Genomic DNA, 11,678 nt, shown 5'->3' on the forward strand with positions numbered 1-11,678 from the left:
TAAATAACTTTTAAATTTCTTAAAAATGAAAAAAATACAGATAAATACTACTGAAGTTTTTAAAAGAATAGTACTGACTTTAATACTCGTTTTAGCCGTTTCTTTTTCGGAAGTATCAGCTCAGAATGATCCAGTAAAACTTGGATTTATTCCGCTAACTGATTGTTCGCCAATTGTAATGGCAAAAGAATTAGGATTATTTAAAAAGTATGGAGTCGAAGTAGTGGTGACCAAAGAATCGTCATGGGCCAATGTTCGTGATAAGATTTTAACCGGTGAATTAGACGGAGCGCACTGTCTGTATTCAATGCCGTTTTCGGTTTATACTGGGGTAGGAGGAAAAGCAGGTTCTGAAATGAAAATTGCCATGATGTTGAATGTGAACGGGCAGGCGATTACACTTTCAAATGATTTTTGTGGAAAAGTAGGTTTCAAACAAATGAGTAAAATCGCACCCGTAGTGGCTGCTAAGCTTAAGGCAGAAAAAGAAGTGACTTTTGCCATGACTTTTCCAGGAGGAACACACGATTTATGGTTGAGAAACTGGATGGCTATTGCCGGCGTAAATCAAAAAACATCTAAAATTATTACGATCCCGCCTCCACAAATGGTAGCTAATATGAAAGTAGGAAATATGGATGGTTATTGTGTAGGAGAGCCCTGGGGTGGTGTTGCAGTGAAGCAGGGAATTGGTTTTACGCAAGTCGCTTCGCAAGATATCTGGAAAGATCATCCTGAAAAAGCTTTGGTTGTGAATAAAGAATTCAGCGAGAAAAGAAGAACCGATCTTGTAAAAGTGATGAAAGCCGTTTTAGAAGCCTGTATTTGGTTAGACAATCCTGCAAATCGTAAAAAAGCGGCTGGAATAATTGGAAAAGCCCCTTATGTAAACGCTCCCGCAGATGTTATCGAAAATAGATTAATGGGGAATTACGATTTGGGCTGCAACCAGGGAACGGAAGTTTATGCCAAAGATTATATGTTGTTTTACAAAGGCGGTTTGGTGAATTACCCTAGAAAATCATACGCGATTTGGGCTATGGCGCAATATGTTCGATTTGGTTATTTGAAAGAAGCACCAAACTATAAAGCGATTGCTGATAAATTGATTCTACAGGATTTATACGAAGAAGTGGCGAAAAGCATGAAAGTAAAAGTGCCAAATGATGACATGAAACCTTTCTCGCTAACAATGGATAAAACGATTTTTGATCCTTCAAATCCGGCGGCTTACTTAAAAGTGGTTAAAAAATAATTTTTAATTTAAATCAGAATATCATGTCTAATAAAGATACTTTAACGCTAAACGATATCGCGGATCAAACAGAAGTTTTGATGGAAAATACCTCGATTGATACGGTAAGAAATGAGAAATTAAAATTGATTTTAAATTCAATTGCAATCAAACTAAAATCAACTGCATTTGCAGGAATCGGAATTGCTTTATTTATTGGTTTTTGGAGTTTGTTGAGTTTATATACGAAAGATGCCCTTCCTGGACCTTTGGCAACTTTTACAGTTTTGAAAGAAATGCTGAGTGATCCGTTTTACGATTACGGACCGAATGATAAAGGAATCGGACTGCAATTATTCAATTCGATAAAAACGGTTTTATTGGGCTTTTTATTAGGTTCAGTAGTAGCAATTCCAATTGGGATTTTGATGGGAGCCAGTACAATTTGCAAACAAATTATGTATCCAATCGTACAGCTTTTAAAACCGGTTTCACCTTTGGCATGGTTTCCAATTGGATTGGTAGTTTTTAAGGATACCGGTATGGCCACGATATTTATCGTTTTCATTACCTCGTTATGGTCAACCTTAATTAATACTTCTTTCGGAATTGCCTCGATTCCACAAGACCATAAAAATGTAGCAAAAGCATTCGGTTTTTCTAAAATGCGTTATCTGACTAAGATTTTAATTCCGTTTAGTTTGCCTCATATTATCACCGGATTGCGTTTAAGCATCAGCGTTGCATGGTTGGTAATTGTGGCAGGAGAAATGCTTTCTGGCGGCGCAGGAATTGGTTTTTTCGTTTGGGACAGCTGGAACGCTTTAAGTTTAGAAAAAGTAATTTCAGCCATCATTATTATTGGAATAGTGGGGTTGATATTCGATAAGTTCTTCACGTTTATAGAAAATAAAGTTTCTTATAAAGCTTAGTTAAAAGGAGCAAAGGAGCACAGGTTCAAAGGGACAAAGGCAGGCAACTTGAAACCTGAAACTTGAAACCCTCCGAAATCTAAAATCTAAAATCAACAATCTAAAATTACACACATGAGTTATTTAGAAATCAAAAATTTAGAGATATCATTTCCAACTCCAAAAGGGAAATACATTGCTGTTCGTGATATTAATTTATCCATTCAGAAAGGAGAAATCATTTCGATTATCGGGCATTCAGGTTGTGGAAAATCGACTATTATGAATGCTATTGGCGGAATGCTAACGCCAACTGGCGGTTCAGTTGAATTAGCCAATCAAAAGATAAAAGGGCCGGGACCGGATCGCGGAATCGTTTTTCAGAATTATTCACTTTTACCCTGGTTAACAGTGGAGCAGAACATTTTTCAGGCTGTTGATTCGGTTATGAATTGTTCTAAAAAAGAGAAACACGAGATTGTGATTCAGAACCTTAAAATGGTTAATTTATTTGAGCATAAAGATAAATTACCGGGACAACTTTCGGGTGGAATGAAACAACGTGTTGCCATTGCGAGAGCTTTTGCGATTAATCCGGGAGTATTGCTTTTAGATGAACCTTTTGGAGCTTTAGATGCCTTAACAAAAGGATCGATGCAATTAGAAGTTTTGAAATTATGGAACTTAGACAACAGAGAAAAAACAATCATTATGATTACGCATGATATCGAAGAAGCGTTGTTTTTATCGGATAGAATTGTGGTGTTGAATAATGGTCCGGCATCAACCATCAGAGAAATTGTAGAAGTGCATTTGCCAAGGCCGAGAAACAAAATTGAAATCGTAAAAATGCCTGAGTATATTGCTTTGAGAGATAAATTATTGCATTTATTGACAGACAAATTCTCTATTGAAGATATGGGAATGAAATATAAAAATTAAAGAGAATTTAGTTGAGATGTTCTGTTGAGACGCAAATATTTGCGTCTCAACATTATGATTTATTTTTTCTTTCCAACAAATCGAATTACAGAACCTTGTCCATTATGGAACAATCCTTCGTTCAGTTCGATTTCTGTTTCTTCTAATTGAATGATTTCATAGTTTGGGAAATCAGCTTTTATTTCTTCAATCGAAAATAAGGATTCAATGTCTTTTGGGCCGCCTACTTTATCATTAATTTCCAGATATTCTAAGTGTTTTTTGCTGAAAGCTTCAAAAATAATAACTCCGCCTTTTCGTAAATAAGTTTCAAGTGTTTTATGAAGATGAGATTTGATTTCAGCTGGAAAATGAGCGTAAATTAGAGCGATGGCATCAAATTGCTCCGGTTGATAATTCAGCGTTTCTAATTCCCCAACTTTATAATCAATTTTTACATTGTTGGCTTCAGCGAGTTTTAAAGCTTTGTTTTTTCCTTCTTCGCTGATATCAAAAGCAGCAACTTTCCAGTCTAATTTGGCTGCGTAAACAGCATTACGGCCTTCGCCTTCAGCAGGAAAAAGAATCGTTCCGACGTTTAATTTTTCGATTTGTTCTTTAAAGAAATTATTGGGTTCTTCGCCATATGCAAATGCTGCGTTGCTGTAGCGGTCGTTCCATCTTTCCGTCCAGGTGTCATTCATTATTTATAGATTAAAGTTAATAATTAAAGGCTTGTGGTCACTGTGCATCGTCCAGTCGTGATAAGTTCCAACTTCGACATGGTCCAGCACTTCTATAAAATCATTTGAAGCAAAACAATAATCAAGATGATAAGGTTTATTTTCATGACGATAAAGATACAAAGTAGGATGTTCTTCTTTACCCTGAATTTGGTTGAAATATTTATGATAGGTACTATAAATTTTCTTTGCTTCGAGTTTGTTTACCACTGTAGTATGGTTTCCTTCCCGACGTGGTTTGTCCCAAATGGTATTGCTGTTGAAATCACCAATTAAAATCGTTTTGGTTTCCCGAATTAAATCTTCGTAATAATTAATGGCTTTCCAAACCTGAGTGACGTATTGTCCGTCTTTATCTTCAGGATTATTGGCCCAAACGGCAAACAAAGTAAAATCAATTGCTCCGCCAGTAACGGCAATCGGGAGAATATTTTTGAAACTCGGATTATGACAATCGAGCAATTGAAATCTATAATCGCCATAAGAAAAAACACCAACTCCTTTATGCGGATTTGTACCATGCCAAAGAATGTCGGTTGGTGGTTTCGAATCAGCAGGAAATTTGAGTTTTTCAGGATTTTCACACTCAGAAATTACCGCAATATCAGGATTATAAGGCAGAATGAATGCTGCCTTTTTTCTGAACGCCATGTTGCAATTCCAGGTAATGAGTTTCATTTGTTGAAGATTTTGAATAAACTATTTTAGGTTTAATTTATGAAACCCAAGTATTCTCAATTTTATCAATTATCCATTTATTGTTGACTTTCTTTATGTAGATTCGATAACCTTGTCCGCAACGTCCACCACAAGCAAAGCCACCGTCGAAAATTCCAAATTTTTTATTCTTATCAAATTTTATTCTAGAAAAGAAAACTGCTCCAGAAAAAACAAAATCGTATTTGGTTATCCAAAGTAGACCTCTTTCTTTTGGAAATTGAGAAATATTTTTAAGTTCAAATTTATTATGAAGTTTAATGTTTTCAAATTCAAACAAATATTCACTGTTTTTGTCTTTTGATTTGACGATCTGCGTTTTAAAGTGTTTTTGAAAATCTTTATTGAGGTCTTCATGGCTGTCTTTTATAACGGGATCAAATGCAACAATAATTTTAGAAGTATCTTTCTTAATTTTTTCTGTATTGATTTCCCATTCTAACAATTTTTGCTTCTGTTCTTTCGTAGCTTTTGTGCTGTCAACGCCAATATAATGACCAGTTTTATCATATATTGATTCTCCATATTCTGGCGGAAAATTTGTATATAATCTTATATCAATACAAGTTGAATCGATTAAACTTGGGAAGATTTCGGTCATCACTTTTTTCTCAAATTCTAAATCAGTCATTTTTTTTTCACAGCTAGAAAAAAGAATGACTACTACTATGAATATTAGTTTTATAATTCTCTTCATATACCAAATATATCAATTAAAACGGCAAAATAATTTATGTAAATCAAAAAAAATACCCTTTTTCAAAACTGAAAAAGGGTAAATTAAAAATGTATATTTTAGAAAATGAGATTAAATATCGCTTTGTATTTTTAATCTTAACCAACAAGTTTTGTGAAACCACTATTAATGTCAATTTCGGCAAAATTGTGTTTTCCCATAACGATAAGTAGCTTGTCTGTATTATATCCTACATATCTTATTTCAGGATTCCCATTTTTTGGTTTTCCGCAAATAGAAATTACATTGGTTTGCCATTTCAATTTGCTTCCTTTATAAGCAGATATGGTTTGTAGGTCGTTTTCAACATAATAAATAATGTTGTTTTTTTTAATTCCTCTTTTTTGTGTTTTAGCAAAATTAATTTCTGAGTTTTTTGAAATTAAAGTGTCATTGAATTTTTGACCAATGCCAGTGTGCGTGACAAAAAATGTCAACATAGATAGTTTTAAAAATTGTTTCATTTGGATAGAATTGGGGTTCATAATCGATTCAAATATAATTAATTAAAGCAAATAATAACATTTTATTAAGATAAAAAAAAAAGACCCTTTCCGAAATAGGAAAAGGGTAAAATATCTAAGCTAATTTTGAAGAAAAATTATTTTTTCCAGCTAAAAATTCGGGGATTCACAGAAACCATCATCCACGCCCAATTGTTTGTATGACCAGCTGAATAATGTTTTCTGCGGTTGAATTATAAGCTGCTCCTAAATCTAATTGATGATTTTTAGGACGAAAAGAAACCACTAACGCATCATGACTTTGTCCTTGTTGTGCCCAATCCATTTCGGCCATAATTCGTTGATTATCGTAGGCTAATACTTGTCGGCCTGCACGTGCGCTCCATTTTTACTTTTTAACTGACAAAGATCATGTTTTAAGAGGCGACAAGAGGTTAGTTTCGATCAATAACACGGGATAAAATAGGTTGTTTTTCGTTCATAATTTTAGTGATGGTATAATGCATCCAAATCAAACAAATAGCAGAGAATACAAGGATAAAGATCCATGAACTAGACCAGATTCCGGTTGCCGTTAATAGGTATCCAAAAATAATAGGTCCGAAGAAACCGCCTAATCCACCAATCATTCCAACCATTCCGCCAACAACACCCACTTCAGTCGGGAAATATTCCGGAATATGTTTGTAAACCGCTGCTTTTCCAATTCCCCACGAAATCCCGATTAGAATAACCAAAACCAAGAAAACCCACATATTGGCATCAAATTTAATTACCGTAATTCCTTTTGCTAAAAGCTCTTTTTTCTTCACTGTTTGGTTTTGTGACACTACAACTTGCTGCCAGGAAGTTTTGGTTGGGAAAATGGCGTTTTCAGCATCAGTTTCGTTTTTCTGAGCAACAGCAAAATCAGTATCTCCAACTTTAATTTTATCGTTTGAAACCTCCGTTATAGTCCCTTTTTTGGTAGCCAAAACTCCCGGTCCTGTAGTGGTGATTTCCATTTTCGGAACCATTAATAAAGCGCTTATAACCACAGAAGAACTTAAAACCCAATACATAACTTTTCGTGCTCCAAATTTATCGGATAAGTAACCCCCAAAGGCTCTGATTACACCAGAAGGTAAACTGAAGAGTGTTGCAAACAAACCACCCATAACCAAACTCGTTTGATACACGTTCATGAAATTCGGTAACAACCATTGTGAGTAAGCCACGAAACATCCGAAAACTAGAAAGTAATAAGCTCCAAATCGCCAAACCCTGGCAGATTTTAAAGACCGAAGCATTTGAGAAACGCTTTTGGTATTGTTTTCTATTTTTTTGTTTTTAGCGAAAATTAAGAAAGCAACTCCAATTACAACCAATGCGACACCATATATTAAAGGAAGTATTTTCCAGCCGTTTTGCGGATCTTCTATCGAGAAATGATTTAATAGTGAAGGCGCTAAAAAGGTAGTGATGGCAGCGCCGGCATTTCCCATTCCGAATATTCCCAAAGCACGTCCCTGCCATTCTTTTGGATACCAGATTGAAGTATATCCAATTCCGACAGCGAAACTGGTTCCGACCATTCCGAATAAAAAACTTAATAAGGCGAATGTTATAAAGCTATCTGCAAGAGGCAGTAAAAACAACGGAATCGAGCAGAGTAGGAGTAAAAGCGAAAAAACATATTTCCCGCCAAATTTATCCGTCAAAATACCAATTGGCAGACGCATAATAGATCCGGTCAGAATCGGAATTCCCAGCAGCCAGCCAACCTGAACAACGCTCCAGTGAAAAATACCATTATCAACTAAAAAGGTTACTAAAACACCATTTAAAGTCCAACAGGCGAAACACACAGTGAAAGCCAGGGTATTTAAAAATAAAATTTTGTGTGATTGCGATAGTGAGTTTGTATTTTTCATAGTACTTATATTTTTAAACAAAAATAAGTATTATAACGTAGTTAAAAACTGCTAAAACGCAGTTTTTAAAAAATAATTACGTAATTATACGTAGTTTTTATAATAAAGAATACTCAGTCGCCTTATTAGAAAGTTCCATCAGGTTTTTTACTTTCAGTTTTTTCATCAGGTTAAAACGATGCACTTCGGCAGTACGCTTACTAATATCAAGAGCTTCAGCAATTTCTTTGTTTCCTTTACCGGATAATAAAAGCGTAAGGATTTCTTTTTCTCTTTTTGTAATCATCATTTCTTCACCTAAGTTTTGTTTAGGTTCTAATGAAGCAGAAGAGTTGGTTAGTTGTCCAATAAGTATTGATGAGATATCTCCACTGAAATATTTTCCGCCAGCAGCAACAGTATGGAGGGCTTTTAAGAATTCTTCTTTGCTTGATCCTTTCAATAAATAACCGTCAGCTCCGGCTTTAATCGATTTCAATACGTATTCTTCAGATTCGTGCATAGAAAGCATAATGATTTTTACCTCATTATTTTCGCTTCTAAGTTTTTCTACTACCTCAATACCGGTTAAGTTGGGCATACGAATATCTACTATAAGTAAATCGGGTTTACTGTCCGCAACCACTTCAAGAGCATCGGCACCGTCAATAGCTTCGCCCACAACTTCGATGTTTGCTTCGTTTTCCAGTAAAGATTTTATTCCATCTCTTACAAATACATGATCATCTGCCAGGACAACTCGAATAGTAGCACTCATATTTTACTTAATTTTGATTCTGAATTTTTACGTATATTCATCTATAAAGAAGATGCTAATATACGTAATTTTTGAATTTTTAAATTAGATAATTAGAAAATGTGGTAATTAGATAATTGGATTATGTGAAAATAACGTTGTTAATTGGTTATTTTTTGCTCAGTCTTGTCATCTCGACGAAGGAGAGATCACACTCGTGGCTCGACAAAGATTGGAGATTTTGATTACGGAATTTCGTGTGTGATTGAAAGATACAACGGAAAATTATCTAATTGACAAATTATATAATTACTCAAATCGGAATATTAAAAGTAATCCTGGTCCCTTCACCCGGAATCGATTTAAAGAAAACGCGTCCGTTAATGTATTGGATTCTTTCCTGCATAAACAACATTCCCATTCCGGATTCACTATTTCGTTTTTTATCGACAGCAGCTACATCAAAACCTTTACCATTGTCATCTACAATAATGCTTAGTAAAGTATTGCTGTGCGAAAGCTGTACAATAATATGCGATGATTCAGCGTATTTAATGGCATTATTGATGGCTTCCTGAGTAAGGCGATAAATGTTGATTTCAATTAAGGAATCCAAACGCTGACTAAAATCGGTTTTGTTATAAAAAAGGATTTCTTTTCCGGTTAATTTTGATAATTCCTGAGTTAGTTTTGCTAAAGAGGAAACAATACCGTGATCGCTTAATTCCGGAGGCATTAAATTGAAAGTTGCGGTGCGAACTCCTTTGATAATATCAAGCGATAATTTCTTTAAGTATTCAATTTTTTGAGCCGATTTTTCCTTGTCATCCAAATTGATACTTTCTAAACTGAATTTTAAACCAGTTAACATTTGGCCAATTCCGTCGTGAATTTCTTTGGCAATTCGGTTTTGTTCGTTTTCCTGATTTTCAACAATTTTACTCGAAATAACCTTTTGCTGGTTGATTTTCTCCGTACTATTTTCAATGTTCAAGCGTTCGACTTCACGCTGTGCTTTTTTGCGCTCCGTAATATTGAAACAAACAATTAGAAGTTCTAATTCGTCCTTTTTTATAGTTACCGGAACCATTGATAAATCTAACCAGATATTTTGCGCTTCCTTATTGATAATGTTAATTTCACCTTGCCAGCCACTACGCTGTTTTTCGAAAATAATGCGGTCAATATTTAATTGCTCTTTTTCATCAGTAGTTAAAACTTCAGAGAATTTTTTATTGGAAGAGAATTTGGTGTAGTTTAAAAGCTTGGCAAATTTTTCTCCAATATGAATAATCGAACCATCAGGCGCAATACGGCAATAGAGCAGTGTATTTTCCATGGCATAATTCAGAGATTTTAATTCTTTTACCGAGTTTTCTTTTATTTCGCTGATAATCTCGGTGTCGTACGCGAGTTTTAAAGCTTTCTTTTCAGAAGATAAAAGTTTAGCAATTAGTCGCTCGATTTTTTTGTTGGTTGGTTTGAAGATGAAGAAAAACTCCAGCAGCAAAACAAATAAGGTAAAGGCAAAAATCCAGTATTCGATTCTGCGTTGTTCTGTAACTTTTTCGTGTGCTTCAAGATCATACTGACTTACAATCTGATTCATTTTTGAAAGAAAAAGGCCTTCGTTTTTCAGAATAGTTTCAACCAGTTTTTGATTCGTTGCTAAGTTGTTTTTTTGCTCTAAATTCAGCAGAAACAAATCGGTAGTTTTAACAATATTATTGAAACTAGGTTTTATTTCAAGATATAATTTATCAAGCGTTTCGCTTTTTTCTTTCGGAAAAGCCAGGCTATCACTTCCATTTTCGAGTGAATTCTGGTTGTTTTTCCAAAGTGATAAAACTTTTTTTAGATGGGCAATTTGTTTTTGAGAAGTGGTATCAGAAACATAATGTAAAATCAAAACTTCTTTTACAATCTTCTGGCTCAGCATTCTCTGCTTCCCGGAAATGTTAATGATTTTAGAATCGCTAAGTTGTTGTTTTAAGTTGTATTGAACTAAAACCTGACTTATAATTATGGTTACAGCAATAGTCCAGAGTGCAAAAAAATACAGACGGCGTAAATTTTTGAAAGTAATTTTATCTGCAGTTTCCTGATTGCTTTTTTTCATAATAAATTACAATTCTAAAGAAGCTTTTATTAAGTTTAGATTTTCTTCAGAATAATTAATTTTTAAGGCTTCCTGATGTCCTTTGTCCGACATTTTATCCCAGGTTTTTTTGATGATATTTTTTAGTTTTTCGGCATCGTGTTTGTGTACAAAAGGATCTAAATAATATTCTAAAAAGACCAGACAAATTACATCTTCAAGCAATTGTGTTTCGGCATCTTTTTTAAGCAATTTTTTTTCGATTAAAAAAGAAACACGATCAATAAAATCCTGATTATATCCTGCTTTTTCTAATATTTCGGCAGTAAGTTTAGCATGAAATTTTTTCAATTCTTCTCTCCATCTCAAGTATCCCACACGATCCATTGGGTACGATTCGCGTGCGACTTTCCATCGACAAATGTGTTGTGCTTTTGAAGCGATCTGAACTTCTTCTGAAGCTTCAGACTCAAATTGCATCAGCCTTTCGTACATCCTGTTAGAATAGAGTAATTCTTTAGGATATTCGTTGTTTTGATCGATTTCTATATTTGGATCCTGAGCGTTTTCGGCATCAATCCATTCGCTTGCTTTTTGAAAAGGTGTAGTCATTTTTTGGTCAGATAATAGATTTCAAATATACGTAAATAAGTATAAAAGTAGAAAGCCGAAAGTGAGATGAAAGAAGCAAGAAGCAAGATGATAAAGTTTTTCAAATCTTGCTTCTTGTTTCTTGCCTCTTAAAAGTCTAGTCTACAAACCCAACAAACACTTCGTCTTCAATGACTTTAATCGGATACGTTGCAATTTTTAAATCATCATCACCATTTAAATTAGAGCCGTCAACCAATGAAAAGGTTTTTTTGTGCATTGGGCAGGCAATTTTCGGAATATCATCTGCAGATCCCGTCATTGCTCTGGCCAAAACCATTTCCATTTTATGTGGACAGGCATTTTGACAAGCATACCATTCGTTGCGGCGTGTAAAATTAAAAATAGCGATTTGCTTGTTTTTGTATTTGATACAGCCTCCGCGATTGGTTGGAAAATCTTCTACTTTTCCGGCTTTGAACCAAATTGTAGCATCGTTTGGATGTACTGTTTCGTATTGACTTAAGATTTCTTCCATTTTGAGCATTTTTTTGTTCCTGTTTCTTATCCCTCTTTTTACAATCAAGAGAGTTTTTGATGGCGCAGTAAAAAAG

General features: G+C 34.6%; 13 protein-coding genes. 3 read left to right on the forward strand and 10 right to left on the reverse strand.

Annotated features, from left to right (window positions below):
• Window positions 1-25 precede the first annotated feature (25 nt).
• The 3 genes from Q7C23_RS12125 to Q7C23_RS12135 all read left to right on the forward strand — a co-directional run bounded on the left by Q7C23_RS12125 (window position 26) and on the right by Q7C23_RS12135 (window position 3,087).
• Window positions 26-1,255 (forward strand): CmpA/NrtA family ABC transporter substrate-binding protein, encoded by a 1,230-nt coding sequence (locus Q7C23_RS12125; protein ID WP_375032769.1) that lies wholly within the window; start codon window positions 26-28, stop codon window positions 1,253-1,255.
• A gap of 23 nt (window positions 1,256-1,278) precedes the next feature.
• Window positions 1,279-2,166 (forward strand): nitrate ABC transporter permease, encoded by an 888-nt coding sequence (gene ntrB, locus Q7C23_RS12130; protein ID WP_375032770.1) that lies wholly within the window; start codon window positions 1,279-1,281, stop codon window positions 2,164-2,166.
• A 114-nt stretch (window positions 2,167-2,280) separates the two neighbouring features.
• Window positions 2,281-3,087: an ABC transporter ATP-binding protein gene (locus Q7C23_RS12135; RefSeq protein ID WP_072972502.1), complete on the forward strand. Its 807-nt coding sequence runs from the start codon at window positions 2,281-2,283 to the stop codon at window positions 3,085-3,087.
• 59 nt (window positions 3,088-3,146) lie between these two features.
• Here Q7C23_RS12135 and Q7C23_RS12140 read toward each other — a convergent pair whose 3' ends face one another.
• The 10 genes from Q7C23_RS12140 to nirD form a co-directional block, all read right to left on the reverse strand.
• Window positions 3,147-3,770, reverse strand: a complete 624-nt coding sequence (locus tag Q7C23_RS12140) for a class I SAM-dependent methyltransferase (protein ID WP_375032771.1) — start codon at window positions 3,768-3,770, stop codon at window positions 3,147-3,149.
• 3 nt (window positions 3,771-3,773) lie between these two features.
• Entirely contained in the window at window positions 3,774-4,487 is a 714-nt protein-coding gene (locus Q7C23_RS12145; protein ID WP_375032772.1) for an endonuclease/exonuclease/phosphatase family protein, read from the reverse strand.
• A gap of 37 nt (window positions 4,488-4,524) precedes the next feature.
• Window positions 4,525-5,157, reverse strand: a complete 633-nt coding sequence (locus Q7C23_RS12150) for a hypothetical protein (RefSeq protein WP_375032773.1) — start codon at window positions 5,155-5,157, stop codon at window positions 4,525-4,527.
• Window positions 5,158-5,360: 203 nt separating this feature from the next.
• Window positions 5,361-5,726 (reverse strand): hypothetical protein, encoded by a 366-nt coding sequence (locus Q7C23_RS12155; RefSeq protein WP_375032774.1) that lies wholly within the window; start codon window positions 5,724-5,726, stop codon window positions 5,361-5,363.
• A gap of 178 nt (window positions 5,727-5,904) precedes the next feature.
• Window positions 5,905-6,060 (reverse strand): hypothetical protein, encoded by a 156-nt coding sequence (locus Q7C23_RS12160; protein WP_375032775.1) that lies wholly within the window; start codon window positions 6,058-6,060, stop codon window positions 5,905-5,907.
• A gap of 100 nt (window positions 6,061-6,160) precedes the next feature.
• A complete protein-coding gene (locus Q7C23_RS12165; protein WP_375032776.1) occupies window positions 6,161-7,639 on the reverse strand; it encodes a nitrate/nitrite transporter in 1,479 nt (492 codons plus the stop codon).
• A gap of 97 nt (window positions 7,640-7,736) precedes the next feature.
• The gene (locus tag Q7C23_RS12170; protein ID WP_375032777.1) at window positions 7,737-8,396 is read right to left on the reverse strand and encodes a response regulator; all 660 of its coding nucleotides are present in this window, start codon (window positions 8,394-8,396) and stop codon (window positions 7,737-7,739) included.
• Window positions 8,397-8,688: 292 nt separating this feature from the next.
• On the reverse strand, window positions 8,689-10,494 hold the full coding sequence (locus Q7C23_RS12175; protein WP_375032778.1) for an ATP-binding protein: 1,806 nt from the start codon (window positions 10,492-10,494) through the stop codon (window positions 8,689-8,691).
• Window positions 10,495-10,500: 6 nt separating this feature from the next.
• Window positions 10,501-11,085, reverse strand: coding sequence for a DUF4202 domain-containing protein (locus Q7C23_RS12180; RefSeq protein WP_375032779.1), 585 nt, complete (start codon window positions 11,083-11,085; stop codon window positions 10,501-10,503).
• Between the two features lie 136 nt (window positions 11,086-11,221).
• On the reverse strand, window positions 11,222-11,602 hold the full coding sequence (gene nirD / locus Q7C23_RS12185) for a nitrite reductase small subunit NirD (RefSeq protein ID WP_375032780.1): 381 nt from the start codon (window positions 11,600-11,602) through the stop codon (window positions 11,222-11,224).
• Window positions 11,603-11,678: the final 76 nt, after the last annotated feature.

Source organism: Flavobacterium sp. LAR06, from assembly GCF_041946075.1.
GTDB lineage: Bacteria > Bacteroidota > Bacteroidia > Flavobacteriales > Flavobacteriaceae > Flavobacterium.

What these genes read in the sequence shown, in the direction of transcription:
- Q7C23_RS12180 (WP_375032779.1), bottom strand. Translation starts at nt 11,085, where the DNA reads ATGACTACACCTTTTCAAAAAGCAAGCGAATGGATTGATGCCGAAAAC.
- Q7C23_RS12155 (WP_375032774.1), bottom strand. Translation starts at nt 5,726, where the DNA reads ATGAAACAATTTTTAAAACTATCTATGTTGACATTTTTTGTCACGCAC.
- Q7C23_RS12170 (WP_375032777.1), bottom strand. Translation starts at nt 8,396, where the DNA reads ATGAGTGCTACTATTCGAGTTGTCCTGGCAGATGATCATGTATTTGTA.
- nirD (WP_375032780.1), bottom strand. Translation starts at nt 11,602, where the DNA reads ATGGAAGAAATCTTAAGTCAATACGAAACAGTACATCCAAACGATGCT.
- Q7C23_RS12125 (WP_375032769.1), top strand. Translation starts at nt 26, where the DNA reads ATGAAAAAAATACAGATAAATACTACTGAAGTTTTTAAAAGAATAGTA.
- Q7C23_RS12165 (WP_375032776.1), bottom strand. Translation starts at nt 7,639, where the DNA reads ATGAAAAATACAAACTCACTATCGCAATCACACAAAATTTTATTTTTA.
- Q7C23_RS12145 (WP_375032772.1), bottom strand. Translation starts at nt 4,487, where the DNA reads ATGAAACTCATTACCTGGAATTGCAACATGGCGTTCAGAAAAAAGGCA.
- Q7C23_RS12160 (WP_375032775.1), bottom strand. Translation starts at nt 6,060, where the DNA reads ATGGCCGAAATGGATTGGGCACAACAAGGACAAAGTCATGATGCGTTA.
- Q7C23_RS12140 (WP_375032771.1), bottom strand. Translation starts at nt 3,770, where the DNA reads ATGAATGACACCTGGACGGAAAGATGGAACGACCGCTACAGCAACGCA.
- Q7C23_RS12175 (WP_375032778.1), bottom strand. Translation starts at nt 10,494, where the DNA reads ATGAAAAAAAGCAATCAGGAAACTGCAGATAAAATTACTTTCAAAAAT.
- ntrB (WP_375032770.1), top strand. Translation starts at nt 1,279, where the DNA reads ATGTCTAATAAAGATACTTTAACGCTAAACGATATCGCGGATCAAACA.
- Q7C23_RS12135 (WP_072972502.1), top strand. Translation starts at nt 2,281, where the DNA reads ATGAGTTATTTAGAAATCAAAAATTTAGAGATATCATTTCCAACTCCA.
- Q7C23_RS12150 (WP_375032773.1), bottom strand. Translation starts at nt 5,157, where the DNA reads ATGACTGATTTAGAATTTGAGAAAAAAGTGATGACCGAAATCTTCCCA.